Origin of the sequence: Marinobacterium sp. xm-d-579, from assembly GCF_013282935.1 — a bacterium.
GTDB lineage: Bacteria > Pseudomonadota > Gammaproteobacteria > Pseudomonadales > Balneatricaceae > Marinobacterium_E.
In genome coordinates, this window is the sequence record NZ_WBYP01000001.1 from 93,649 (window position 1) to 118,718 (window position 25,070).

At 49.0% G+C, this 25,070-nt stretch carries 21 protein-coding genes, 6 tRNA genes and 1 riboswitch; of the genes, 13 read left to right on the forward strand and 14 right to left on the reverse strand.

Annotated features, from left to right (window positions below; translation table 11 throughout):
* Positions 1-14: 14 nt before the first annotated feature.
* The 9 genes from XMD579_RS00490 to XMD579_RS00530 all read left to right on the forward strand — a co-directional run bounded on the left by XMD579_RS00490 (position 15) and on the right by XMD579_RS00530 (position 3,978).
* A tRNA-Gln gene (locus XMD579_RS00490) sits at positions 15-90 on the forward strand.
* 72 nt (positions 91-162) lie between these two features.
* Positions 163-1,104 (forward strand): ribose-phosphate pyrophosphokinase, encoded by a 942-nt coding sequence (locus tag XMD579_RS00495; RefSeq protein ID WP_173480641.1) that lies wholly within the window; start codon positions 163-165, stop codon positions 1,102-1,104.
* 111 nt (positions 1,105-1,215) lie between these two features.
* Positions 1,216-1,806, forward strand: coding sequence for a 50S ribosomal protein L25/general stress protein Ctc (locus XMD579_RS00500; RefSeq protein WP_173480640.1), 591 nt, complete (start codon positions 1,216-1,218; stop codon positions 1,804-1,806).
* A gap of 21 nt (positions 1,807-1,827) precedes the next feature.
* Positions 1,828-2,421, forward strand: coding sequence for an aminoacyl-tRNA hydrolase (gene pth, locus XMD579_RS00505; protein WP_173495052.1), 594 nt, complete (start codon positions 1,828-1,830; stop codon positions 2,419-2,421).
* A 9-nt stretch (positions 2,422-2,430) separates the two neighbouring features.
* On the forward strand, positions 2,431-3,522 hold the full coding sequence (gene ychF, locus XMD579_RS00510; protein ID WP_173495051.1) for a redox-regulated ATPase YchF: 1,092 nt from the start codon (positions 2,431-2,433) through the stop codon (positions 3,520-3,522).
* Positions 3,523-3,649: 127 nt separating this feature from the next.
* Positions 3,650-3,726, forward strand: a tRNA-Met gene (locus XMD579_RS00515).
* Positions 3,727-3,729: 3 nt separating this feature from the next.
* Positions 3,730-3,804: transfer RNA gene (locus XMD579_RS00520), tRNA-Gln, on the forward strand.
* 18 nt (positions 3,805-3,822) lie between these two features.
* Positions 3,823-3,899: transfer RNA gene (locus XMD579_RS00525), tRNA-Met, on the forward strand.
* A 4-nt stretch (positions 3,900-3,903) separates the two neighbouring features.
* Positions 3,904-3,978, forward strand: a tRNA-Gln gene (locus XMD579_RS00530).
* A gap of 321 nt (positions 3,979-4,299) precedes the next feature.
* On the opposite strand, the gene serB is transcribed toward XMD579_RS00530, so the two are convergent.
* The 7 genes from serB to queA form a co-directional block, all read right to left on the reverse strand.
* A complete protein-coding gene (serB, locus tag XMD579_RS00535; protein ID WP_173505632.1) occupies positions 4,300-5,511 on the reverse strand; it encodes a phosphoserine phosphatase SerB in 1,212 nt (403 codons plus the stop codon).
* A gap of 43 nt (positions 5,512-5,554) precedes the next feature.
* Positions 5,555-8,029, reverse strand: coding sequence for a ribonuclease R (gene rnr / locus XMD579_RS00540; RefSeq protein ID WP_173495049.1), 2,475 nt, complete (start codon positions 8,027-8,029; stop codon positions 5,555-5,557).
* Between the two features lie 78 nt (positions 8,030-8,107).
* The gene (gene secF, locus XMD579_RS00545; RefSeq protein WP_173495048.1) at positions 8,108-9,028 is read right to left on the reverse strand and encodes a protein translocase subunit SecF; all 921 of its coding nucleotides are present in this window, start codon (positions 9,026-9,028) and stop codon (positions 8,108-8,110) included.
* 12 nt (positions 9,029-9,040) lie between these two features.
* Complete coding sequence (gene secD, locus XMD579_RS00550; protein WP_173495047.1) at positions 9,041-10,894, reverse strand: protein translocase subunit SecD; 1,854 nt, start codon at positions 10,892-10,894, stop codon at positions 9,041-9,043.
* Between the two features lie 70 nt (positions 10,895-10,964).
* Complete coding sequence (gene yajC / locus XMD579_RS00555; protein WP_173480633.1) at positions 10,965-11,294, reverse strand: preprotein translocase subunit YajC; 330 nt, start codon at positions 11,292-11,294, stop codon at positions 10,965-10,967.
* Positions 11,295-11,336: 42 nt separating this feature from the next.
* Entirely contained in the window at positions 11,337-12,455 is a 1,119-nt protein-coding gene (gene tgt, locus XMD579_RS00560) for a tRNA guanosine(34) transglycosylase Tgt (RefSeq protein WP_173483636.1), read from the reverse strand.
* A 30-nt stretch (positions 12,456-12,485) separates the two neighbouring features.
* Positions 12,486-13,520, reverse strand: coding sequence for a tRNA preQ1(34) S-adenosylmethionine ribosyltransferase-isomerase QueA (gene queA / locus XMD579_RS00565; protein WP_173488631.1), 1,035 nt, complete (start codon positions 13,518-13,520; stop codon positions 12,486-12,488).
* 109 nt (positions 13,521-13,629) lie between these two features.
* Between queA and XMD579_RS00570 the strand changes: the two genes are divergently transcribed.
* From XMD579_RS00570 to XMD579_RS11275, 3 genes are all read left to right on the forward strand, one after another.
* Positions 13,630-13,715: transfer RNA gene (locus tag XMD579_RS00570), tRNA-Leu, on the forward strand.
* Positions 13,716-13,825: 110 nt separating this feature from the next.
* Entirely contained in the window at positions 13,826-14,365 is a 540-nt protein-coding gene (locus tag XMD579_RS11270) for a DUF6538 domain-containing protein (RefSeq protein WP_217364059.1), read from the forward strand.
* An 87-nt stretch (positions 14,366-14,452) separates the two neighbouring features.
* A complete protein-coding gene (locus tag XMD579_RS11275; protein ID WP_371815174.1) occupies positions 14,453-14,992 on the forward strand; it encodes a tyrosine-type recombinase/integrase in 540 nt (179 codons plus the stop codon).
* 615 nt (positions 14,993-15,607) lie between these two features.
* Here the strand turns inward: XMD579_RS11275 and XMD579_RS00580 are convergent.
* The 4 genes from XMD579_RS00580 to XMD579_RS00595 all read right to left on the reverse strand — a co-directional run bounded on the left by XMD579_RS00580 (position 15,608) and on the right by XMD579_RS00595 (position 21,705).
* A complete protein-coding gene (locus tag XMD579_RS00580) occupies positions 15,608-18,643 on the reverse strand; it encodes an efflux RND transporter permease subunit (RefSeq protein WP_173505633.1) in 3,036 nt (1,011 codons plus the stop codon).
* A complete protein-coding gene (locus XMD579_RS00585) occupies positions 18,640-19,701 on the reverse strand; it encodes an efflux RND transporter periplasmic adaptor subunit (protein WP_173505634.1) in 1,062 nt (353 codons plus the stop codon). Before XMD579_RS00585 ends, XMD579_RS00580 begins: the two co-directional genes overlap by 4 nt.
* Positions 19,698-20,783, reverse strand: a complete 1,086-nt coding sequence (locus XMD579_RS00590) for an efflux RND transporter periplasmic adaptor subunit (protein ID WP_173505635.1) — start codon at positions 20,781-20,783, stop codon at positions 19,698-19,700. Before XMD579_RS00590 ends, XMD579_RS00585 begins: the two co-directional genes overlap by 4 nt.
* 295 nt (positions 20,784-21,078) lie before the next feature.
* Entirely contained in the window at positions 21,079-21,705 is a 627-nt protein-coding gene (locus tag XMD579_RS00595; protein ID WP_217364061.1) for a nitroreductase family protein, read from the reverse strand.
* Between the two features lie 187 nt (positions 21,706-21,892).
* Between XMD579_RS00595 and XMD579_RS00600 the strand changes: the two genes are divergently transcribed.
* A complete protein-coding gene (locus tag XMD579_RS00600) occupies positions 21,893-22,429 on the forward strand; it encodes a TetR/AcrR family transcriptional regulator (protein ID WP_371815175.1) in 537 nt (178 codons plus the stop codon).
* Positions 22,430-22,707: 278 nt separating this feature from the next.
* Here the strand turns inward: XMD579_RS00600 and thiD are convergent, their stop codons facing one another.
* The 3 genes from thiD to thiM are packed head-to-tail and all read right to left on the reverse strand — an operon-like array spanning position 22,708 to position 24,904.
* On the reverse strand, positions 22,708-23,505 hold the full coding sequence (gene thiD, locus XMD579_RS00605) for a bifunctional hydroxymethylpyrimidine kinase/phosphomethylpyrimidine kinase (RefSeq protein WP_173505636.1): 798 nt from the start codon (positions 23,503-23,505) through the stop codon (positions 22,708-22,710).
* Complete coding sequence (gene thiE / locus XMD579_RS00610; RefSeq protein ID WP_173505637.1) at positions 23,502-24,122, reverse strand: thiamine phosphate synthase; 621 nt, start codon at positions 24,120-24,122, stop codon at positions 23,502-23,504. The genes thiD and thiE overlap by 4 nt, the downstream gene beginning before the upstream one ends.
* Positions 24,119-24,904: a hydroxyethylthiazole kinase gene (thiM, locus tag XMD579_RS00615; protein ID WP_173484663.1), complete on the reverse strand. Its 786-nt coding sequence runs from the start codon at positions 24,902-24,904 to the stop codon at positions 24,119-24,121. Before thiM ends, thiE begins: the two co-directional genes overlap by 4 nt.
* 44 nt (positions 24,905-24,948) lie before the next feature.
* Positions 24,949-25,037: riboswitch (TPP riboswitch) on the reverse strand.
* Positions 25,038-25,070: the final 33 nt, after the last annotated feature.

A 25,070-nucleotide genomic window follows, 5' to 3' on the forward strand; every position in this document is an offset into this window, starting at 1 on the left:
CACTGGAGAGCGCTAGGGGTATAGCCAAGTTGGTAAGGCACTGGATTCTGATTCCAGCATTCGTAGGTTCGAGTCCTGCTACCCCTGCCATTAATTACGATGACAGATCCTCAACAAACGACTTCATCATACATTTCTTTTGACAAAGAGCAGGACTACGACGTGTCTAAGATGATGGTATTTACTGGCAATGCAAACCCAGCATTGGCAGAACGTGTAGCAGAGCGCCTAGATTTGGATCTTGGCCAAGCGACAGTATCCCGCTTCAGCGATGGTGAAGTAAGTGTAGAGATTCAAGAGAACGTTCGCGGTAAAGACGTTTTCATCGTGCAGTCGACCTGCGCACCGACAAACGACAACCTAATGGAGCTTATGGTCTTCATTGATGCTATCCGTCGTGCGTCAGCAACACGTATCACAGCGGTAATTCCTTACTTCGGTTACGCTCGTCAGGATCGTCGTCCGCGTTCAGCGCGTGTACCAATCAGCGCTAAAGTTGTGGCAACCATGCTAACCAACGTAGGCGTTGACCGCGTTTTGACCGTAGATCTGCACGCAGACCAGATCCAGGGCTTCTTCGACATCCCTGTTGATAACGTCTACGGCTCACCTGTTCTTCTAGACGACATTAACGACCAGAACTATGACGATGTTGTGGTTGTATCACCAGACATCGGTGGTGTTGTTCGTGCTCGCGCAGTCGCTAAACAGCTTGATACGGATCTTGCGATTATCGATAAGCGTCGTGAGCGTGCGAATGAATCACAGGTTATGAATCTGATCGGTGACGTTGAAGGTCGTACTTGTATTCTTGTTGATGACATGTGTGATACAGCAGGTACGCTGTGTAAAGCAGCTGCTGCATTGAAAGAGAAAGGCGCGAAACGCGTTGTCTCTTACATCACACACCCGGTTTTCTCTGGCCCAGCCATTGATAACATTGCAAATTCTCAGCTTGATGAGATGGTTGTAACTGACAGCATCCCACTAAGCGAAGCCGCGAAAGGTTGTAGCAAAATTCGCCAACTTTCACTGGCACCCATGTTGGCAGAAGCGGTACGCCGTGTCTGCAACGAAGAATCAATCAGCGCGATGTTCCGTTAAGAACAGCTGATTTTAAGAGCTTCGGCTCACTAAACGCCCTTCGGGGCAAACAAAGCTGTAGAGATCTGGTCGCGGGTCCCTGCAGTTTTTAAATTTATATAGGTATATAAAATGTCTAACTTCACTCTAAATGTAACTGCCCGCGAAGATCAGGGGAAAGGTGCGAGCCGCCGCCTGCGTCGCGCCGGCCAAGTACCAGCAATCGTTTACGGTTCAGCTGAGCCACAGAGCATCAGCCTAAGCGCAAACGAACTAAGTAAAGCACTGCAAAACGATGCGTTCTACTCATCGCCAATCGCGCTAGACCTAGACGGTACTAAGACTGTTGTAATCATCAAAGATCTACAGCGTCACCCAGCGAAGCCTGTTGTTCTTCACGCTGACTTCCAGCGCATCGATGACAACCAGCGCATCAAGATCCGCGTACCACTTCAGTTCGTTAACTTCGAAAAATCAGCGGCTGCTAAAGCATCTGCTAAATTCGCTGCAGAAACAGCTGTTGTAGAAGTAACTTGTCTAGCTAAAGACCTTCCTGAGTCAGTATCTTGTGACCTTTCTCAGATCCAGACTGGTCAGATTGCTCACCTTTCAGACATCGCTCTGCCAGAAGGTGTTGAAATCGTTGCTCTACGTCGCGGCGAAGACCACGACCAAGGCATCGGTTACTGTTACTCACCACGCGGTGCTAAAGTAGCAGGCTAATAGCCTAATACGCGCCAGCTTATGGAAGGTATCAGCCTCATTGTCGGACTAGGCAACCCAGGTGCTGAGTACCACGAAACACGCCATAACGCTGGTGCAGAACTGGTTGAGCAGCTCGCTGCTCAACACAGTTCACCTCTTCTGCCCAACAAGAACTACTTTGGGCTCTACAGCAAGATCTTAATCAACGGACAACCCGTTCATCTATTGGTCCCCACGACCTTTATGAATCGGTCTGGCAAAGCCGTTGCAGCACTTGCGAACTTTTTCAAGATTCCCGTTCAATCCATTTTGGTCGCTCACGATGAGCTGGATCTACCACCGGGTGTATCACGTCTAAAAAAAGGCGGCGGTCACGGTGGACACAATGGTTTACGCGACATTATTGCCAGCATGGGCAATAACAAAGATTTTTACCGCCTCCGTTTAGGTATTGGACATCCTGGCAGCGCTCAACAAGTTGCAGGATTTGTTCTGCGCAAAGCACCGATTGCTGAACGCGACTCTACCCAACAGGCGATTGATGAAACGTTGAGATACATCCCGATGATTGTCTCAGGGGATCATGCAAAAGCAATGAACACACTTCACAGTTTTAACGCATCAGCGAAATAGGACAGTATCATGGGATTTAAATGTGGCATCGTCGGCCTACCAAACGTCGGCAAATCAACGCTCTTTAACGCGCTTACTAAAGCGGGTATCGATGCAGAGAACTTCCCATTCTGTACAATCGAGCCGAACTCAGGCATCGTGCCTATGCCAGATCCACGCCTAAACGCACTGGCGGAGATCGTAAACCCAGAGCGCATCTTGCCAACCACGATGGAGTTTGTTGACATTGCAGGCTTGGTAGCAGGCGCCTCTAAAGGCGAAGGTCTTGGTAACAAATTCCTTGCTAACATTCGTGAAACGGATGCCATTGCACACGTGGTTCGCTGTTTCGAAGATGAGAACGTCATCCACGTCGCTAACCGCATCCACCCACTAGAAGACATTGAGACAATCAACCTTGAGTTGGCTCTGTCAGATCTAGAGTCCTGTGAGAAGCAGCTACAGCGTGTGCAACGTTCAGCTAAAGGCGGTGACAAAGAGGCAGTGGCACAGAAAGCCCTGCTGGAAAAACTGATCCCTCACCTATCAGAAGGTCAGCCAGTTCGCTCCCTAGAGCTCTCTGACGACGAGCAGAAGCTAACGAAGGGATTCCACCTACTGACGACTAAACCGACTATGTACATCGCTAACGTCTCTGAAGAGGGCTTTGAAGATAACCCTCATCTAGATGCGGTTCGTGAATTTGCCGCTAATGAGAACGCTGAAGTCGTTGCGATCTGTAACAAGCTAGAGTCTGAAATCTCTGAACTGGAAGATGACGAGCGCCTTGAGTTTCTACAAGACATGGGCATGGAAGAGCCCGGCTTGGATCGTGTGATTCGCGCTGGTTACCAGCTACTGGGTCTGCAAACCTACTTCACAGCCGGTGTTAAAGAGGTCCGCGCTTGGACCGTCAAGATCGGCGCTACCGCGCCACAGGCTGCAGGCGTCATCCACACCGATTTCGAAAAAGGCTTCATCCGCGCTGAGACGATCAGCTACGATGATTTCATCGAATATAAGGGTGAAAAAGGCGCTAAAGAGGCGGGTAAAGCTCGCCTAGAAGGTAAAGATTACATCGTCAAAGATGGCGACGTTATCCACTTCCGTTTCAACGTTTAAAACGAAAATTTGTGAATTGATCAGCGATTGATCGATTCACAATTTTATCAGGCCGATTTGGGGTTTTTCCCTTAGATTCTATTGACATAGAAGCCTATAGAAGGAATAATTCGCGGCCTTGAAAGATGGCAATGTAGCTCAGTTGGTTAGAGCAACGCATTCATAATGCGTGGGTCACAGGTTCGAATCCCGTCATTGCCACCATCTAGGGGTATAGCCAAGTGGTAAGGCAGGAGGTTTTGATCCTCCCATGCGCAGGTTCGAGTCCTGCTACCCCTGCCATCTAAGTCTTTCAAGCATGGCAATGTAGCTCAGTTGGTTAGAGCAACGCATTCATAATGCGTGGGTCACAGGTTCGAATCCCGTCATTGCCACCATTCTAGGGGTATAGCCAAGTGGTAAGGCAGGAGGTTTTGATCCTCCCATGCGCAGGTTCGAGTCCTGCTACCCCTGCCATTTTTTTGAGTAATACTGCTTCATCACCACATCAATCTCATATTTCCATCGCGACCTTTTCAAGGACGCTCCAACAGTTAAAACTAAACACTAATGACTTTAGCATTGTTGGAGCCTTATCGCAGATGAGGCGATTTTCTAGGTATTGATCGCGACCTTTTCAAGGACGCTCCAACAGTTAAAACTAAACACTAGTGACTTTAGCATTGTTGGAGCCTTATCGCAGATGAGGCGATTTTCTGGGTATTGATCGCGACCTCTTTAAGAGATGCTTCAACAAAAAACCTCGCCGAAGCGAGGTTTTTTGATTCAGACGCTCAATCACACATCCCGATCGCGGAATCCAATCAGGTAGAGAATGCCATCTAGGCCCAGGGTGCTGATCGACTGCTTAGCATTCTCGCGCACTAGAGGTTTAGCTCTAAATGCAATACCCAAGCCCGCGATAGAGAGCATTGGCAGGTCGTTTGCACCATCCCCCACTGCGATGGTCTGTTCTAGAGAGACACCCTCTTTGGCAGCAATCTCACGCAGCAGCTCCGCTTTACGCTCACCATTGACTACCGTACCGACCACTTTACCGGTCACTTTGCCATCTTGGATGTCGAGCTCATTGGCGTGAATGTAATCAAAACCTAAACGCTTCTGCAGGAACTTGGCAAAATAGGTAAAGCCACCTGAAAGGATCGCGGTCTTATATCCAGTGCGTTTAAGCTGTGACATCAACTGCTCGGCTCCTTCAGTCATTTTCAGGCGCTGAGCGATGCCTTCAAGGACTGACTCATCCAAACCCTCTAGCAATGCCACACGACGCTTAAAGCTCTCATTAAAGTCGATCTCACCGCGCATAGCTGCTTCGGTAATCTCTGAAACTTGCTCGCCGACACCAGCCTCTTTGGCCAGCTCATCGATGACTTCAGCTTCAATGAGGGTCGAGTCCATATCGAACACCACCAGACGACGGTTACGACGATAGATGTCGTCACGCTGAAAGGCGATATCTACGCCCAGCTCTGATGCCAAAGTTAGCAGAGTCGCACGCACTTCAGCTTCATCCGCAGACATATCACGGACAGAGAACTCGACACAGGCTTTACTGCTCTCCTCTTCAACCTCTTCAATCGAGACGCGGCCAGATAGGCGTGAGATGTTATCGATATTAAGATCGTAGCGCGCAGCCACCTCAGTTACTTTGGCGATATGCTCAGCCGAAATGCGTCGCGCTAGCAGAGTGATGATATGACGTGACTTACCCTGTGCACCGACCCAGCTTTGGTACTCTTCTAGAGTGACCGGTTCAAAGCGCGGCACCATGTTCATCTCGTGCGCTTTGAACAGCAGATCACGCAGCAGCGGTGAAGATTCAGCCTCATGAGGTACTTTTAACAGTAAACCTAGGGATAGGGTGTTGTGAATGACTGCTTGACCGATGTCTAGAACCTCAACATCGTATTTAGCCAAAATCGTAGTAATACCCGCGGTGACGCCCGGTTTATCGGAACCAGACAAGGTCAACAAAATCAGTTCGTTCATTCTCTTACTCGAGTCAAAGAAAGCTGTATGCGATTATACCCAGTTAAGAGCGCTTGCGCTTAGACGCGCCGCTCTTTTTTGCTCCACGGCTTTTGCTGGCTGTCTTACCGCCAAACTTTTCACCAGAGCCGCCGCCTGAACGACCACCGCTTGAACGCCCAGAGCCTGAACCCTTTCCGCGCGCACCTGATTTAGCACCGCCCTTACCTTTCTGATCAAACAGCCCCATGGCCAAACGCTCTCGGACTGATGGTTTTTTCGTCGGTTTATTTTTCTCTGAATCGAGCAGTTCGAAATCAATCTTGCGCTCATCCAGATTGACCTGTGCAACGCGCACGCCTAATCGATCGCCTAGCTTAAAGACGCGTCTTGTACGTTCGCCGATCAAACGCTGCTTGCCCGCTTCGAACTGGTAGTAATCACTTGGTAGACTGGTGATATGAACGAGACCATCGACAAAAAGATCATCCAACTCAACAAACACACCAAAGCCTGTTACCGCAGAGACAACGCCAGTGAACTCTTCACCAATCTGGCTCTGCATGTACTCACACTTCAGCCAAGAGATCACGTCACGAGTCGCCTCATCGGCACGACGCTCGGTCATCGAGCAGTGTTCACCGAATTGCAGCATCTGCTCTGCACTGTAGTTCATGACAAAGCTTGGGTTGCGTACAAAACCATCCGGTCTCGCTACCCCTTTAATCTTCTTATCTTCGTGAATCGCTGATCGAATCATACGGTGGACAAGCAGGTCAGGGTAACGTCGAATCGGTGAGGTAAAGTGAGTGTACTCCTCATACGCCAAACCAAAGTGACCATGATTATCAGGGCTATACACAGCCTGCTGCATCGAGCGAAGCATCATGGTTTGGATAATGTGTCGATCTGGGCGATTTTCGATCGCCGACGCCAGTTTTAGATAGTCCTTAGGCTCCGGTGAATCACCGCCCGGCAACGCCAGACCCAACTCCCCCAAAAAGGCACGCAGGTTTTCCAGACGCTGCTCTTTAGGGCCGTCATGGATACGGTAGATCGCAGGCTTTTTACGCTTCGCTAGGAACTTAGCCGTTGCCACATTGGCAGCCAACATACACTCTTCGATGAGCTTATGCGCATCATTACGTGTCACGGGTACTATGTTCTGAATCTTACGCTCATCACTAAAGACGATGCGTGTTTCGGTGGTATCGAAATCGATCGCACCCCGATCATCGCGCGCTTCACGAAGCCGGTGGAACAACCCATGAAGCGTCTGAAGATGAGGTAGCACTTGTTTGTATTGATCACGCCACAACTCAGCGTCAGCAGAATCATCATCACGATCCAACATAGCACCCACTTTGGTGTAGGTCAGACGGGCTTTAGAGTTTATGATCCCTTCAAAAAACTCTGCATCACCGATAGATCCATCTCGTTTAATATTGAGCTTACAAACCATCGCCAAACGATCAACGTTGGGATTCAGCGAACAGAGTCCGTTGGATAACAGCTCAGGCAGCATCGGCACAACATACTCTGGAAAGTAGACAGAGTTACCACGTTTAACCGCCTCTTTATCCAGCTCGCTGTTCGGTTTAACGTAGTAAGAGACATCGGCAATTGCAACCCATAGGCGCCAGCCACCCATACGCTTCTTCTCAGCGTATACAGCATCATCAAAATCGCGAGCATCTTCACCATCAATCGTAACAAACGGAAGATCACGCAGATCGACACGATTGGTCTTGTCCTCTTCCCGAACTTCCGGTGTTAAATCACCGATCTCTTGATGAACGCCGGCATTCCATTCATTGGGAATGTCGTGGTTATGAATGGCAACTTGAATCTCCATCCCCGGCGCCAAGTGATCACCCAGCACTTCAACCACTTTAGCGCGCGCAGGGTGGCGCTTATCCGGTTGTTGAACCAACTCAACAACAATCAGCTGACCATCTTCGTATTTAAGATCTTTATCAGGATCCGGCATCACCACAATCTGATTGGTAATGCGTTGGTTCTCTGGAATCAGTGAACCGAAGCCATTCTCCCCATCAAAACGTCCCACGACCTTTTTCAAAGGGCGTTCTAGCAGCTCGATAACTTTACCTTCAGGTCGGCCTCGATGATCAGAGCCGATCTCTTGAACGAGAACGCGGTCGCCATCGAATAGCTGTTTCATCTGGCGAGCACTGATAAACAGATCATCACCGCCCGCATCGGGCTTAACAAAGCCAAAGCCATCTCGGTGACCAATGACACGACCAGGAATCAGATCCATCTTCTCGATCAAACCGAATTGATTGCGACGATCCGATATCAACTGCCCATCACGGCACATTGCGATCAAACGGCGACGCACCGCTTCAATATCATCAGGATGACTGAGCTTTAGCTCGGCACAAAGGTGCGCATGGCTTATAGGAGCCCCCCACTTTCGAAGAAACTCAATAATGTAGTCTCGACTGGGCACAGGTCGGTCGTATTTACCCGCCTCTTCCTGTGCGTTGGGGTCGTTATCGCGCCACTGTTTACTCATTAATCATCCAATCCATAATAGTGTTTCAGTCATATTAACCTGAAATAAAAAAGCCGGCATCAAGAGCCGGCTTTAACCTTAGGGCATTTCGTCTATTTCTGACTCTTCTTTAGGCGGAGGAATCAGATCCTCCTTCGTAATCTTGAGTGCCAAAAGCAGATTCGCTGCGACATAGATTGAAGAGTAGGTACCAATCACAACACCCGCCAGCAGCGCAATCGCAAAGCCACGGATGGTCTCACCACCGAAGACCAACAGCGCAACCAATACGAGCGCCGTGGTTAAAGAGGTCACCAATGTACGGCTCAACGTCTGCGACAGCGAGCTGTTCATTATCTCAAGTGGACCACCTTTACGCATGATGCGGAAGTTTTCACGGATACGGTCATAGACAACAATCGTATCGTTCAACGAGTAACCGATCACCGCAAGCACCGCCGCCAAGACCGTTAGATCGAAATCCAACTGCATGATCGAGAAGAAGCCGAGCACGATGGTCACGTCGTGAACCAAGGCCAGAACAGCACCAAGAGAGAACTTAAATTGGAAACGGAAAGCAAGGTAGACCATGATCATCGCGAGCGCCAGCAGCATGCCTAAGCCGCCCTGCTCGCGAAGCTCTTCACCGACCTGAGCACCGACATACTCGTTACGACGCAACTCGACAGCAGAACCATCGGCTTTTAGCGCCTCAACTACTTTGTCACCCAACTTAGGGTCGTGCGTCTCACCCAAGCGGATTAACACATCGGTACTAGACCCAAAGTTTTGCACGACGGCATCTTCATAACCCGCCGTCGACAGCTGCTGACGAATAAGGTTCAGATCCGCTGACTCTTCATAGCCCACTTCAACCAAGCTACCGCCTGTGAAGTCGAGACCAAAGCGAAGACCGTTAACCGCTAATGACGCGACTGATGCGATCATCAAAACGATCGAGAAGATACCAAGGGCCTTGCGTAGGCCCATGAAATTATAGAGTTTGTGAACTTCTGACATCTCTAGACCCCCTTACAGCTTGATCGACTTAAGTTGTTTGCGGCCATACACCAGATTCACCATCAGGCGAGTCACAAGGATGGCTGTAAACATTGAGGTCAAAATACCGACTGACAGTGTAATCGCGAACCCTTTCACCGGCCCCGTACCCATCGCAAATAGGATCAACGCTGCGATCAATGTCGTGACGTTGGCATCCAAAATCGTTGTGAAGGCACGTGCAAAACCGGAGTGAATCGCTGACTGCACCGGCATGCCGACTTTAAGCTCCTCTTTGATGCGCTCAAAGATCAGCACGTTGGCATCTACCGCCATACCGACGGTCAAAACAATGCCCGCGATACCCGGCAGGGTCAGAGTGGCCGATAGAATCGACATAACCGACACCAGCATCACCAGGTTAAGTGTCAATGCAATGTTGGCGATTAAACCAAATACACGGTAGTAAGCCAGCATAAAGAGCATCACCACAGCGAAACCGATTTGAACGGACGTCAAACCAAGCTCGATGTTTTCAGCACCCATCGATGGACCTACGGTACGCTCTTCGACGAAGTAGATAGGTGCTGCTAGTGCACCAGCGCGCAGCAACAGCGCCAGCTCAGACGCTTCTTGCGGGTTATCTAGACCGGTAATACGGAAACTAGAGCCCAACGCACTCTGAATCGTTGCAAGGGAGATGATCTTCTTCTCAACGTATGGCACACGTTTTTCAACCTGCTGACCATCAACCGTCTCAGTCACCATACGCGCTTTAAACTCGACAAACAGAACCGCCATGCGACGTTGAATAGCATCACGCGTCGTGCGGTTCATCAGCTGTCCCCCTTTGGAATCAAGGCTGATTGATACCTGAGGCATGCCGTTCTCATCGAAGTTCGACTGCGCATTAGAGACGCTAGAGCCGGTAATGATGACATCACGTTCAAGGTTCGCTTTACGGTTCTCATCTGAACGGAATGAGTAGGTCTCAGTCAGCGCACGAGAGGTGTCAGGTTTTGCTTCTAGACGGAACTCAAGGTTAGCGGTTTTACCAATGATACGTTTAGCGGCGGCCGCATCCTGAATACCCGGCAACTGAACCACGATACGGTTACGACCTTGGCGCTGTACCAGCGGCTCAGCCACACCCAGTTCGTTGACACGGTTACGCAGCGTTGTCAGGTTCTGCTTAACGGCATAATCTTCAATATCACGCAGTGTCTGCTCACTCAAAGAGATCTGCAGGCTCGAGTAGTCCTCTTCATCCAGATCAGTGATCAAAAACTCCTGGTAGCTCTTTCTGAGTAGCGAAGAGGCCTCATCACGCGTAGCAGCATCGGCAAAGCGAACCGCTAGCGTACCATCATCCAGAGTCTCTACCTGACGGTAACGCAGACGCTCTTTACGCAGGTTAGATTTGATCTCACTGACGTACACTTCAAGACGCTGAGAGACGGCAGTCACCATATCCACTTCTAGCAGGAAGTGGACACCACCACGAAGGTCCAGACCCAGTTTCATTGGGCCGGCACCGATGTCTGTCAGCCAGCTAGGTGTCGTGGGTGCTAGGTTTAAAGCTACGGTGTAATTTTCACCCAGGATACGGCCGATCACTTCACGGCCACGTAGCTGAGCATCACCATCGGCAAAGCGGATCAGACCTTTACCCTCTTCTGCTTCAAGCGATTTGTACTCGATCTGGTTATTATCCAGAGCAGCCGTCACGCGAGCAAGAGTGCGATCATCCACTTTAAAATCTTGTTTGGAACCCGACACTTGAACCGCAAAGTCGTCAGGGTATAGGTTTGGCATAGCGTAGATAGCTGCGAACAAAAGTGTCACAACAATCATCAAGCTTTTCCAAAGAGGAAAACGATTGAGCATTACAGGCCCATCCTTTTAAAAACAGAAAAGCGCCGTTACCGTTCAGTAACAGCGCTGTAAGCAAGGTCGATTAAATACCTTTAATAGTGCCTTTTGGCAGTTCAGACGCAACGTGAGTCTTCTGGAACTTAAGCTCAACACCTTCTGATACTTCAAGTGCAATGTAGTCGTCAGACACACGAACAACCTTACCGATGATACCGCCAGCGGTGATCACTTCATCACCTTTAGCAAGACCAGATACCAGTGCTTTATGCTCCTTCTGACGTTTTGCTTGTGGGCGCCACATGAAGAAGTAGAAGATCAAACCGAAACCCAGTAGGAAAATAAGGTTAAACATACCTGGATCGGTAGCACCAGCTGCACCTTCAGCGTAAGCAGGTGAAATAAAGAAGCTCATTAAAAGCACTCCTGTAACATCATTTATATAAGTTTATTTAAGTCATTCAGCCAACGCTGGCGTTTCCATGCCACGTCGACGGTAGAACTCATCTACGAAGGCGGTCAATGTACCCTGTTCAAGGGCTCCACGCAAACCTGCCATCAAGTCTTGGTAGTAGTGCAAGTTGTGAATCGTATTCAACTGCGAGCCCAGAATCTCGCCACACTTATCAAGGTGGTGCAGGTAAGATCGACTGAAGTTCTGACAGGTGTAACAACCGCACTCCGCATCCACTGGTCCAATATCTGTTTTATGGGACGAGTTACGGATTTTTACAACCCCTTCACGGGTAAATAAAAAGCCGTTTCGTGCATTTCGAGTTGGCATGACACAATCGAACATATCAACCCCACGACGCACCCCTTCCACCAAATCTTCAGGCTTGCCCACACCCATCAGATAACGTGGCTTATCTTCCGGCATCTTATGAGCCAAATGATCCAACACTTTGATCATCTCATGCTTAGGCTCACCCACCGACAGACCACCAATGGCATAGCCGTCAAAGCCAATATTGGTGAGCCCCTCTAGAGATTCATCACGCAGGTGTTCATACATACCACCCTGCACAATACCGAACAACGCCGAGGGACTGTCACCGTGCGCATCTTTAGATCGCTGTGCCCATCGCAGAGAGAGACGCATAGAGTCAGCCGCCTCCTGCTCAGTGGCAGGGTAAGGTGTACACTCATCAAAAATCATAACGATGTCAGACCCTAGCTTGCGCTGTACTTCCATCGAGACTTCGGGGCTGACAAAGACCTTGTCACCATTCACAGGCGATTGAAAAGAGACGCCCTCTTCTGTGATCTTGCGCATTTTACCTAGGCTAAATACCTGGAAGCCGCCTGAGTCAGTCAGTATCGGTTTATCCCACTGCATAAAGTCGTGAAGATCGCCATGAAGTTCGATCAGATCGGTACCAGGACGTAACATCAGGTGGAATGTATTACCCAATAAGATATGAGCACCTGTCGCCTCGACATCACGCGGCAGCATGCCCTTGACGGTTCCATAGGTACCCACAGGCATAAATGCAGGGGTTTCGACCTCACCACGCGGGAAGGTCAAACGACCACGACGCGCTTTACCTTCGCTCGTAATCGTCTCAAATTTCATAAAACAGTGACGGCTCATCTACTTTCCTGCTTAACCTTGGGTGTTGCGCGTTAAGAACATCGCATCACCGTAACTAAAAAATCGATATTTCTGCTCAACGGCCTCTTCATAAGCCGCCATGGTCGTTTCATACCCCGCAAACGCAGAGACCAACATCAACAGTGTCGACTCCGGAAGGTGGAAATTGGTGACCAGAGCATCCACCACTTTGTATTGATAGCCTGGGTAGATAAAGATCTGCGTATCGCCAAAGGTTGGCTCAATACGCCCTGATTGGGCTGCTGATTCAAGCGAGCGCACACTGGTCGTGCCCACCGCAATGACTCGATTACCTCTAGCCTTGGCCGCGTTTACCGCATCACATACCGATTGATCGACCTCGATGTACTCGGCATGCATCTCATGGGTCTTAATGTTATCCACCTTAACCGGACGAAAGGTACCCGCGCCGACATGCAGAGTGACAAACGCACGCTCTACACCTTTGGCTTCTAACTTAGCGATCAACTCATCATCAAAGTGCAGACCAGCAGTTGGCGCTGCGACAGCCCCTGGCTTTTTGTTGTAAACAGTCTGATAACGTTCACGGTCAGAGAGTTGGTCCTCACGTTTGATATATGGCGGCAATGGCATGTGGCCAACACGCTCTAGCGCTTCAATGATCGACTCGTCAATATCAAACTGCAGATCGAACAGGCCATTTTCACGACCTACGACCTCTGCGTTTATACCCCCTTCGAACTGCAGTTTAGCGCCCTCTTTTGGAGTACGACTGGCACGCAGATGGACAAGGGCACGCTTCTCACCGATGACACGCTCTACCAACAACTCAACCTTACCGCCACTCTCCTTCTGCCCAAACAGACGTGCCGGAATTACCCGAGTATCGTTAAAGACCATCAGATCACCAGGTTCGACCAGATCGAGAATGTCGCCAAACGAGCCATGCACACGTTCACCCGTATTCCCATCGACCTGCAACAGGCGACTGGCGGTACGTTGTTCTAACGGGAAGTGTGCGATCAACTCTTCAGGCAGATCAAAATCAAAATCACTAAGCTTCATAGATACCGAGCGTTAAAATTGCGGGGCGCAAATATTAACAAAATCTACTTAAAAACGTCACAGAAGATTGACCTATTCTGAAACCCGCTTATAATGCGCCACACTCTCTGCCGGTGTGGTGGAATTGGTAGACACGACGGATTCAAAATCCGTTGCCTATAAAGCGTGTCGGTTCGAGTCCGACCATCGGTACCATTTAATTTTGGTATAGATTACAGAGAGACACTTTAGAAACCTTGAGATCCCTTAAGGTATCCCATTGTTTTCCTTGCGAATCCTCATGATCCGCGTCCCAGGAGTAGACAATGGCGTATACACAAAAGCATCCTTCGTACACCTTCGTTAAAGACTCTATCTATTATTTTTCTAGAGCTGTTCCTAGCGATCTTAGACATCACTACAAGTCTTCAAGGATTGTTCAGAGCCTTCGTACCAAATCCTCTAAACGAGCAGCAACAGCATCTAAACTGCTTTCATCTCGCTTAGATGACTACTGGCTAGGTCTGCGTTTAAAGGAGATGAACGTGCCTGCAGCTCACCTACTGACATCTCAAGCAACCACGAATCTGGACTCCACTCTTCCTACAATAGATGAAGCTATGGAGACTTACCTTTCAATTAAAGGACGGAGCAAAGGAAAGTATTTCTTTAGCCACACCAAGAGAGCTATTGGCTACCTGAAGGAATGTTTGGGAATTCGCCGCTTAGACCAATACACAACAGCAGACGCATCAAAACTAAGAGACTGGCTGCTTGATCGTGGGCTTCAAATGAGTTCCATTCAGCGTAATTTCGCGTGTATTAAAGCTGTTGTGTCTTTTGCAATTAATGAGCTTGGACTTTAGTGTAATAACGCCTTCCAAGGTGTTTACCTTGCTAATGATAGTGAGAAGCAAAAACGCCTACCTATTCCATTAAATAGCATCCAAAAGATTCAACAGGAATGCATGGTTTTAGATGATGACCTAAGACATCTCATAGCTCTCATCAGTGACACAGGTATACGCCTAGGAGAGGCTGTAGGGCTTCTTAGAACGGATATTATCCTTGAAACAGAAACACCGCATATCATAATCCAAAAGCACCCACACAGGCCTCTAAAGACCTTTGCTAGCGCTAGAGTTATTCCATTGGTAGGTTGTTCATTGTGGGCTGCTAAACGACTCTTAGAGTGCCACTTAAATGAGTTTTGCTTCCCGAGATATGCAAACCAAGATGAATGTAAAACAAACTCAGCAAGCGCCGCATTGAATAAGTGGATAAAAACAATTGTAGGAAAGGACGCTGTTATTCACGGACTACGCCACAGTTTTAGAGATAGATTGAGAGCATCAGATGCACCTTCAGAACTTATAGACCAACTAGGTGGCTGGAGTGTTCAAAGTGTTGGGCAAGGCTATGGTAATGGCTATCCACTTAATGCCTTGCACAACTGGATGACCAGAGCTATGCGCGTTAATGATGACGACTAACGGCACTTAGGGGTCATTTGGAACCGACCGGGAGATGGCGGCTAAGCGCACATTGAGGACGAAAGGCACGCTTGACGAATTTCGAATAGCAGACGTTCTCATGATCCGGACCGAACGGGTACTATCGAGACTTATCAGATGTCTTGTAAACACTGCAAGTAATCAGCTTTCTTAGAAACTCGAATTAATGGTGCATGAGGATATGGAATCCTATATAGATTTCAAATCTCCTTTCATCCGTCATTTCAGAAAAAAACTGGTTCTCTGAAACCGCATTTTGTGTCTGAACACTCCCATCTCGGGGCCATCCAGCTGATTTAAGCGTACCGGGGCATTTCCATTGAATCAGGACAATTGCCGCTCTGGCTCTCTGTGAGAGCCGATATTGTCTTTGGCTGCCCGTTGGAAGCGTACCTCTCAAGTGCCGTCTTAGGTTTGCAGAAGCGATTGAAATCAACTGGTTAAATATGGCGGTCGAAATATATTTGCTTTCAAATATCGGCCCCGGATGACCGGGGCAAATATCAAGGGCGCTTACTCACAAATATTGGCGTTGCAGTCAACTGAACTAAGTGCCCATTTGGACTTACCCCTGTTATTAAGCATAAATTCCAATCAGGTTTCCGGCGTAACCCTGAACACAGCGAGGTATAGGGCGGGAACAAAGACAAGCGTGACCACTGTGCCGACGATAATTCCACCCATCATCGCGATAGCCATTGGGCCCCAGAATATCTCACGGGCAATGGGGATCAGTGCCAGGCTAGCCGCCGCGGCAGTCAGCATGATCGGTCTAGCGCGACTGTCAGAAGCGTGAAACACAGCCTGCCAGCGACTTTGTCCAGAATGGTGCAGTGCCTCGATTTCCTCTACCAGGATGATCGAATTACGGATCAAAATACCTATTAGCGCCAGGACGCCAAGAATGGCCACGAAGCCTAATGGCGCTCCAGTGGGCAGCAAGGCGGCAACCACACCAATGAGCCCAAGTGGCGCGGCACAAAACACGATGAATGTCAGCCGGAAGCTCTGCATCTGGGCCATGACCAGCGTTAGCATGATCAACATCATCAAAGGCACCACAGCTGCAATCGGAGCTTGGGATTCGGCGCTCGATTCAACCGCACCGCCGATTTTCACCTGATAGGCAATCGGCAGTTTGGACGCAAAATCATTGATCTTTGCACTCAACGCATTGACCAGCGTCGCCGGTTGTTCGGACCCATTGATGGCTGCGCTTACCGTGATTGTCGGCATTTGGTCGCGCTGATAAATCACCGGTGCCTCGATGTCGTAACGGATAAGTGCGACCGACGAGAGTGGGATGGAATCCCCGTTGAGGGATGAAAACTGCAATTCATTCAGGGCTTCAATAGTGTTGCGCGAGTTATTGTCGCCCCGTGCCTGAATATCAACAAGATAGGTGTCATCCCTGAGTTGCGTGATGTTCTGCCCGGAGTAGACTGTTTGTAGAACGGAGGCGACATCCTGGGCAGTGAGACCAAGAAGACGTAGTTTGTCCTGCAAAATATCAACCCGAATCACCCTCCCTGGTTCGCTCCAGTCAAAGACGATACTGTCTAGACGGGTATCGGCTGACAGAAGAGCGGCGAGTTCGCGCGCCTTATCGCGAAGGACATTCGCATCGGGCCCGCTGAGCCGATACTGTACCGGGCGCCCAACTGGTGGGCCAACTTCCAGAAACTTCACATAGATATCGATCCCAGGGAAGTCTTCCTCCATCGCTTCAATTTTTGCCTTCAGACGATCCCGTGCTTCGACGGAAGGGGTTTGGATTACGATCTGCCCCATGTTGGCGCTTGGCGTTTGGACATCAAAGGACAAAACAAATCGGGGAGCTCCAGTGCCCAAGTACGATGCCCAAAAAAGTTTGTCGGGGTCTTCAGCTAGACTTGCGTCGATACGATCCATCACGGCCTGAGTGCTCGCGATAGTCGCATTGTCAGGTAGAGTTATGTCAACAATCAGCTCAGGCCGATCTGATGTTGGAAAGAACTGTTGTTCGACAAATCTCATGCCGAGAAGCGACACCGCGAACGCAGCCACTGTCAGGCCGATCGTGAGCCAGCGAAACCGCATCGCACCACGGAGAACTGAATGGAACGCACGGCGTGCGAGCCCCGGAGTCGCGTCGTTATGCGCCCAGTTCTTCGGTAGCATTGTTACCCCAAGAAGCGGCGCGAATAAGACCGCGGCGATCCAACTGACGATCAGCGACACGGCGATAACGACAAAAAGTGAGAACGTATACTCTCCTGCATTGGAATTGTTCAGACCGACCGGAATAAAACCAGCCGTGGTGACCAGTGTACCCGTCAGCATCGGAAAGGCGATCGATGTCCAGGCGTAAGACGCAGCTTTGGTGAGGCTGTCCCCCTTCTCTAACCTCGATATCATCGTTTCGATCGCGATCATTGCATCATCGACCAGCAGACCCAGCGCAATGATTAACGCTCCCAGTGAAATCCTCTGTAGCGAAATACCACTGTAATTCATCACCAAAAACGTGATTGCGAGAACCAGCGGAATAGTAACCGACACCACCAGTCCCGCGCGCAGCCCAAGGCTAACGAAGCTGACGATCAATACAATGGCCACCGCTTCGAAAAGGGCTCGTATAAACCCACTAACGGCTTCCTCCGCGACTTGGGGTTGATTGGCAACCTTATGGATCGAAACGCCGATTGGCAGCGACTGCTCCAACCCGGAAACCATACGAGATACCTCTTCTCCGAATTGAATCACGTTGGCACCGGGCTTCATGCCGATGGCCAGACCAATCGAGGATTTACCGTTGTAACGAAAGAGTTCAGATGGTGGATTTTTGTATCCCCGATGGATGCTTGCAACGTCGGTCAGGCGAAAGAAACGGTCACCAACACGCAAGTTAACTGCGGCAAGGCTTTCGACATCCGAAAATTGGCCAGACGTACGCACAAGTACCGTCTCGGGCCCGGCATTGATCGTTCCCGATAGCAGTATGGCATTCTGTGCTTGCAAGGTCGCCAAGACAGCCTGCTTATTAAGGCCGAGCGCGGCCAATTTCTGGGAGGAAAATTCGAGAGAGATTACCTCTTCCTGAGTTCCGATTAAATCGACCTTTCCGGTGTCGGGTAACGCTTGCAGGCTTCGTTTGACCTGTTTCGCATAGTCACGCACTTCTCGGGGAGTGAAACCGTCAGCAGTGAACGCATAAACAATACCAAAGACATCACCAAAGTCGTCGTTAAACTTAAATCCTTGGAATTCTGCTGGAAAGTCGCCTCGGATATCAGCCATCATATTGCGTACCTTCTGCCAAAGACGCGGGAGTTCCTTGGGCTTCGTGGTCGGTAGCAAATTTACATAGATAATAGCAGTACCCGGGCGTGTGATGGTACGGGTAAAATCGAGCTCGGGTAGTTCTTTCAGTTTTTCTTCGACACGATCAGTGACCTGATGGACAGTATCGTCGATTGAGGCACCCGGCAGCGAAGCCGAGATGATCATTGTCTTGATTGCGAAGTTCGGATCTTCTTCTCGCCCGATTGAATTGTAGGCCATTATTCCCGCGACCAAGCTGACGATCATCAAAAACCACACAAAAGAACGGTGGCTCAGTGCCCAGTCGGAAAGATTAAATTTTTTCATTTACTCACACGCGGGCCAATCTGCTGCCCGTCCTTGATAGTGTTAACGCCTTTTACAATCACTTCCTGACCGTCTTGCAGACCAGAGCTGACGACCACACGATCACCATATTGAGAACCAAGCGTCACTGGCACCAACTCAGCTTGCCGATCCTCAGTGCTAATAACCCATACGGCAGCAGGCTCCTTATTCAGGATCGCGCTCACAGGTATTGTAAGCTGTGGCTGTGTTCCATGAACGGGGTCAACTTGCACCACGGCCCCGAGGCGAAAGTCATCAGGTGTCGCCATATCCAAGGTCAAATGCAAACGGCGAGTGCGTGTCGCACTGTCAACAACCGGATCGAAAGCGCGGAACAGGGCTTTAGTGGAAATCGTCGGTGCCGCCAAGAGCCGCACTCGAAATTCAGCTCCAGGAACCAGCGCAGCGGCATCCTCTTCGGACAAGTCTATGATCACTTCTTTCTCTCCGATTGATGCCAACCGGACGACTGGCTGACCAGCGGTCAGGACAGCACCGGGTTCAGCATAAACTTGAGTCACAACCGCTTCGTGAGTTGTCGTTAGTTCAGCAAATTCACGGCGCTCTTCAGCCTGGCGCAACTTCGCCTGTGCCTGAATAAGAGTGGCCTCGGCGGCGACGAGAGTAGCTTTCGCTGCCTGAGCCTTCGATATGGTATCAATGCCTTTGGCAACCAATTGGTCCACACGGCTTGCGGCTTCTACGGCTGTGTTGAGATAAGCCTTTGCCACTTCTACCCCAGCCCTTGCGGCGCGCACTGAAGCGTCCAGATTTTCGGGGTCAATCTGAGCGAGCAAGGCCCCAACCGGCACAACATTCCCTACCTGTACCGGGCGTGTTTTCAAAGTACCGGAAATCGGAAAACCGAGATCGGTTTCAGTCTGGGCCAAAACTCTGCCAGTATAACTGCTCTGCAAACCCGCCTGTTGGATTACAATCTCAGAGACCACAGGGCGTGCGTTAAGTATTTCATGTTGTTCTTTCTCACACCCTGTAAGCGCAAAGAGCAGGAAAAGGACTGAGATGTATCGCATCATTTATCCCCCACGGCTCGAACGGTTCGATCCGGATACAACAGGTTAGCTCCGTACCCGACGACCAAATCGCCCTCAGCCAATCCACCCTGGATTAAGATCCTTTCCGTTTCGTATCGCTGGACCTCAATCTGGCGAAGCGATACCTTGTATGTGTCGGGAGCTACTACCCAAACCGCAGGTTTTCCCTCCTGGACTGTTAGTGAGGCCCACGGCAGCACAATTTGAGGCGCGTCGGTCCATTTAACAGTCCCAATTATAGAATCGCCGAGTTGCAGCCCCTCAGGCAGTCCCGGCATTGTCACGGTGACCTTGACAGTTCCCGTCGTCGTATCGACAAGAGGCGAGATCAATTGAATAGTACCAACAATCCCATCGTCGGGCTTATCGAGTGAGGTCAGTGATACTTGCTTGGGCCGAGCTTCTGGTGGAATCGCCAATAGAGTTTCGGGAAGCCGAAAAACCGCGTCATATCGGTTCTCGATCGCAAGTTCCAATACCGTCTGAGCGTTCGCGACGACTTGCCCTAAATTGGCAAGTTTCTCCGTAACGGTGGCATTGGCGGGTGACACAAGAATCGTGTCTTTGAGTATCTGTTGTGCGCTGTCGAGATTTGCCTCTGCCTGCTTCACCGCCGCCGTTGCAGCGAGTAGCTCATCGACAGCAACATCCCGTGCACTTCTTGGGACTGTACCGTTTACAAAAAGCCTCTCATGTCGATCAGCATCCTCTTTCGCTTTTTGCCTGTTTGCGCGTGCAGTGTCCAAAGCTGCTTCCGCAGATCGAAGTACCTGTTCCTGGAGAGTTGAATCTATCCGGGCGAGCGTCATACCCTTGGTTACATGATCACCTCGATCTACATAGAGTTCCACAATGCGCCCAGATGCGGGAAAGGATGCGTTCAACAGTTCGCGGGCTTCAACTTCGCCCACTATTGATAATTCACGTTCATCGGCAGCTGGCTCAACTGACACAATCTGTACTGGAAGTGGTTCGCGAGTTTCTTGTGCACTCGCCATCTCCAGCGGAAACAAGAGTTGGAGAAAAAACAGTCCTGATCGGAATGAATGGCCCTGTATTGTCATAGATATCTCCACTTTTTAGAAAGATTACCGATGGCTCAGCGATAACCCAGTTCTTTGCGGGTGCTGGTCAGGAATAGGTCCTTGCCCTTGATTCTCTGAGTGAGCCACGATCCGACTAGCCACCCCGAACGACTGATCGGAAGAGCGCTTGATCCTTGATCTTGACTGACAGGAACCAGAAGCAATGGTTTTGTCGTCCTGGTATATTGCGGTCGCTTGTCGACGGGGGTCCCTGCGATCATTTTCTTGATCGTCTTGATCACCCACCCGGTTTGCTGCCGAACCGACCATATTGTCACCGGGTCTCCATTTTCGGCCGCATCGCCAAGCGCGAAAATTTTTTCATAACCATGTGGCCGCATCCAAACATCAACGTCCAGACGCCGCATAGGTGTCGCTTGCGCATTCTTGATGGGGGGAGAACTGGTTTTGCCCCGAAAACGGGAAAGACAACATCCGCCTCAAAGGTCATACCCGCGACCTTCAGGTTTCCAGCGAAAGGCTCGTCTGTCCGCAGTAGTTCCTCAACTTTAGTGTGGACCATCATATCGATTCCCAGTACCTTTTGAAATATTTCAGTTTGTTTTCGATGGTAGTCCTTCGATGCCACGCCCAGTTTTGGAGATGCTTCTATATAATCCAGCTGATCAATAGCGGTTTTTCGTCCGAAACCGGGGTTTGCAGCGACAACGATAATATCTGTTGCAGTTGCTGCGGCTCTTTGACCATTACAAGCTGCAGCAATCTTAGATTTTAATTCAGGTTCACGAACCCAGTGTAACTGATATGGATGTAGGTTCCCGCTTGATGGGGCCAGAGTGGCTTCACCAAGCAACGCGCGGATGTCTTCCTCAGGAATTGGATCAGCACTAAATTTACGAATTGCTCGCCGGAAGGTATTAAGGTCTTTAAAGCTTCCCAAGTATCCAATTGGTTTTTTGTGGGCATAATATTATCTCGACTTAGTTGACAACTAGCAACATTGTAAGTTTTAACTTACATTAGTAATACTCGTATTTTGGGATCAGCTATGTCGAAGAAAAAAGTCGCCTTAACCCCCCCGAAAACTGCCGGTTCAAGGTCGTTCAAAGGCCAGCGTCGATGCAATTATCCAAGCTTCTACTTACATTTTGACAGAGCTTGGATGGAAAGGACTAACCACTAACGCGATTGCTGAGCGGGCAGGTGTCAACATTGGAACTCTTTATCAGTACTTCCCGAACAAGGAGGCTATCGTTAACGAGCTACAGCGACGTCATACCGTTGCAGTACATGCCGAACTGCAAAAAGCTCTAAAGCTTTTACCACATCAAACTTCTCTAAAGGACGCGCTCACTATCGTCGTAAAGATGGTTATCGCGGAACATAAAGTGGAGCCCGCTGTCCATAAAGCCATTATGGAAGAGTTACCGCACACATTGCGGTGTATGCAATCAGAACGCAAAGCGCTTCAAAGACAAGTACAAATATCTCTTGAGCGATTCGTACAACATGTACCGGATATGGATTTCGCAATATATTTAATAAGTACAGCAACCGAAGGAATAATCCACGATATCGTTGCCGAAAAACCTGAGCTACTTGATAACCCTGATTTGACAACAGAACTCGTTGCTATGTTTGAAGGCTATCTTTACAGAGTTTAAGGAGCCGTTTTGTCGATGATAATGGTCTTTTATCACTCACGTTGGCAGAGCCCTAAGCGCATACACTAGATTTAGCATAAAGACTGCAACGGTCACGATCAGCGGTTTGATTAACCCGGTGTCACCGAAAAATTGCGTCCGCTTTACCGATACATTAGCACTCACTTAAAGACAGCTACGGGCCAAAAACTAGTCATTTATCCGAATCATAGAAATGGCAGAGAAGGGTCGGAAACAGACATCTATTATGTTGAGATAGTCAGGTTAGGTTCCGATTGTCATTCGGCAAGATTCCAAAAGTGATTAGTAGGCCCATGACCATTGCCTACGCAAAGCCTATCTGCAGCTTTAATGGCGTTGGTAAGATAACCTTTAGACTCTAAAATGGCATCTTGAATCGAGTAATTCTGACCAATAAGAGTAGCTAGTGCTGAACTAAGAGTGCATCCTGTTCCATGAGTGTTTTTCGTTTCAAAACGCTTTTCCTCAAACCATATAAGACTGCCGTAGGATGCTAAAAGATCTGGACTATCTTTACCCTTGAGATGCCCTCCCTTAAGTAAAATTGATTCTACTCCCTGATTCAAAAGATCTTTTGCTTGATCTTCCATTTCAGCTCTACTATTCGCTTCTTTTTGACCCAGAAGCACAGCAGCCTCCGGAAGATTTGGCGTTATTAAAGTGGCTAGTGGTAGAAGAGTATCTTTTAGTGCATTTACGGCATTTGAATCCAACAAAGGATCACCACTTTTGGCGACCATCACAGGATCTAAAACGATAGGAATATTTTTGGTTTTCAAACACTCTGCAACGGCATTAATTATATCGCTTGATCCTAGCATTCCAATTTTTATGGCATCTACACGAATATCATCAAAAATAGCATCTAACTGAGCTTTGATTAAATTTGATTCTATCAAGCTAACGGCCGTAACCCCTGAGGTGTTCTGCGCAGTCACTGCTGTTACGACTGACATAGCGTAACCACCTAATGCAGAAATAGTTTTAATATCTGCTTGAATGCCTGCCCCACCTGATGAGTCTGAGCCAGCAATAGTAAGAATGTTCTTGATCATGCTTTACTCCATTCTTTTCTAAGGTTTTCTACCGATTGTTTTGGATCATCCGAACGTGTAACTGCCGATACAACTGCTATACCTAAAACTCCAATGGATTTAAGAATAGGGATATCAGATGATGACATTCCTCCTATCGCATATGTTGCAATAGATGACTGCTTGACAGCATCTTTCAAACCATCAAACCCAATAGGTGGAGCATGATCTGACTTGGTTTGAGTTGCTCTGATAGGGCCTATACCGAAGTAATCAGCAATCTGCTGATTCGCTTCATTGATTTGAGAACTATGCTCAATGGACAGACCTAAAATTTGAGTTGGGGCAAGTGATGCTTTGATAGCAGCTAATTCACCATCACTCTGACCTACATGAAGTCCGCACTGAGGCAACTCTTTAGCCACGTTTACTCGGTCATTCAGAATTAGTTCGCAATCATATCCCTTGAGGTCTTTCATAAGCAGAACTGCTTTACTGAAATAGCCAGCATCACTGATATGTTTGTCACGATACTGAATTAAATGCGCACCGCCTTCAGCCGCAAAGTTAACCTGATCTCTAATAGACCAGGGTGATTCAGTATCGGTGATGACATAAATAGGGCCAAGTCGGTTCACAATGTAACCTGGGAACGACTAGTCACTGCATCCCCAGACAGAGATGCAAGTGTATCTACGAACTCTACCCAGAATGAACCAGGACCATTACATTTATTCTCGGCTATTTCACCCGCTATGCCGTAGTACGTTAAAGCTGAAACTGTAGCTTCAAATGACGGTTGGCCAATACAGAATGCAGCAATAACCCCATTCAAGGAGCAGCCCATAGTCGTTACTTTACTCATGAAGTAGCTGCCATGAGGAATCTCTACAATTCGTTCACCATCAGTGACGATATCAATCGCCCCGGTAACTGCGACAACAGATCCGAACTGCTTAGCTAAGGTTCCTGCTGCATCAACAGCTGAATCTACTGAATCTCGCCCATCAACGCCTTGGCCCGAACTTTCAAGACCTGCGAGAGCCATGATTTCAGACGCATTACCACGTATTACGGTTGGTTTTAAAGCCAGTAATTGTTTAGAGGCTTGTTGTCGATAATTGGTTGCACCAACGCCTACAGGGTCAAATACCCAGGGCTTACTCTGAGAATTCATCTGCTTGGCTGCTTTACACATAGCTTCCAACCAAGCAGGCTCTAAGGTTCCAATATTCACAGTCAGTGCATTTGAAATTGCTGCAAAGTCTTCAACTTCTTCTAGGCTATGCACCATAGCTGGTGATGCACCGGCAGACAGCAAAACATTTGCCATACTGTTCATGGATACAAAATTAGTGATGTTGTGAACTAGTGGTGATGCAGAACGCATCTGATCAAGGTAGTGTCCGATATTTTCCATGGTCTCTCCAAGGCCACAGAGAGACGGGGAATCCTAGCTTTATGACTAGTGGATTCTCGACTCCCTACGCCAGCATTATCTGGTTCAGGTACTAAGGGTGCTTCTCAGCCTTTTGGCGCCCCTGTCTTTTTTCAATGTATTTTCTACGCTCGCATTTGTAAATAGA

Excerpts from the sequence above, each read along its gene's own strand:
- XMD579_RS00500 (WP_173480640.1), top strand. The coding sequence starts at position 1,216 with ATGTCTAACTTCACTCTAAATGTAACTGCCCGCGAAGATCAGGGGAAA.
- pth (WP_173495052.1), top strand. The coding sequence starts at position 1,828 with ATGGAAGGTATCAGCCTCATTGTCGGACTAGGCAACCCAGGTGCTGAG.
- ychF (WP_173495051.1), top strand. The coding sequence starts at position 2,431 with ATGGGATTTAAATGTGGCATCGTCGGCCTACCAAACGTCGGCAAATCA.
- serB (WP_173505632.1), bottom strand. The coding sequence starts at position 5,511 with ATGAACGAACTGATTTTGTTGACCTTGTCTGGTTCCGATAAACCGGGC.
- rnr (WP_173495049.1), bottom strand. The coding sequence starts at position 8,029 with ATGAGTAAACAGTGGCGCGATAACGACCCCAACGCACAGGAAGAGGCG.
- secF (WP_173495048.1), bottom strand. The coding sequence starts at position 9,028 with ATGTCAGAAGTTCACAAACTCTATAATTTCATGGGCCTACGCAAGGCC.
- secD (WP_173495047.1), bottom strand. The coding sequence starts at position 10,894 with ATGCTCAATCGTTTTCCTCTTTGGAAAAGCTTGATGATTGTTGTGACA.
- yajC (WP_173480633.1), bottom strand. The coding sequence starts at position 11,294 with ATGAGCTTCTTTATTTCACCTGCTTACGCTGAAGGTGCAGCTGGTGCT.
- tgt (WP_173483636.1), bottom strand. The coding sequence starts at position 12,455 with ATGAAATTTGAGACGATTACGAGCGAAGGTAAAGCGCGTCGTGGTCGT.
- queA (WP_173488631.1), bottom strand. The coding sequence starts at position 13,520 with ATGAAGCTTAGTGATTTTGATTTTGATCTGCCTGAAGAGTTGATCGCA.
- XMD579_RS11270 (WP_217364059.1), top strand. The coding sequence starts at position 13,826 with ATGGCGTATACACAAAAGCATCCTTCGTACACCTTCGTTAAAGACTCT.
- XMD579_RS00580 (WP_173505633.1), bottom strand. The coding sequence starts at position 18,643 with ATGAAAAAATTTAATCTTTCCGACTGGGCACTGAGCCACCGTTCTTTT.
- XMD579_RS00585 (WP_173505634.1), bottom strand. The coding sequence starts at position 19,701 with ATGATGCGATACATCTCAGTCCTTTTCCTGCTCTTTGCGCTTACAGGG.
- XMD579_RS00590 (WP_173505635.1), bottom strand. The coding sequence starts at position 20,783 with ATGACAATACAGGGCCATTCATTCCGATCAGGACTGTTTTTTCTCCAA.
- thiD (WP_173505636.1), bottom strand. The coding sequence starts at position 23,505 with ATGATCAAGAACATTCTTACTATTGCTGGCTCAGACTCATCAGGTGGG.
- thiM (WP_173484663.1), bottom strand. The coding sequence starts at position 24,904 with ATGGAAAATATCGGACACTACCTTGATCAGATGCGTTCTGCATCACCA.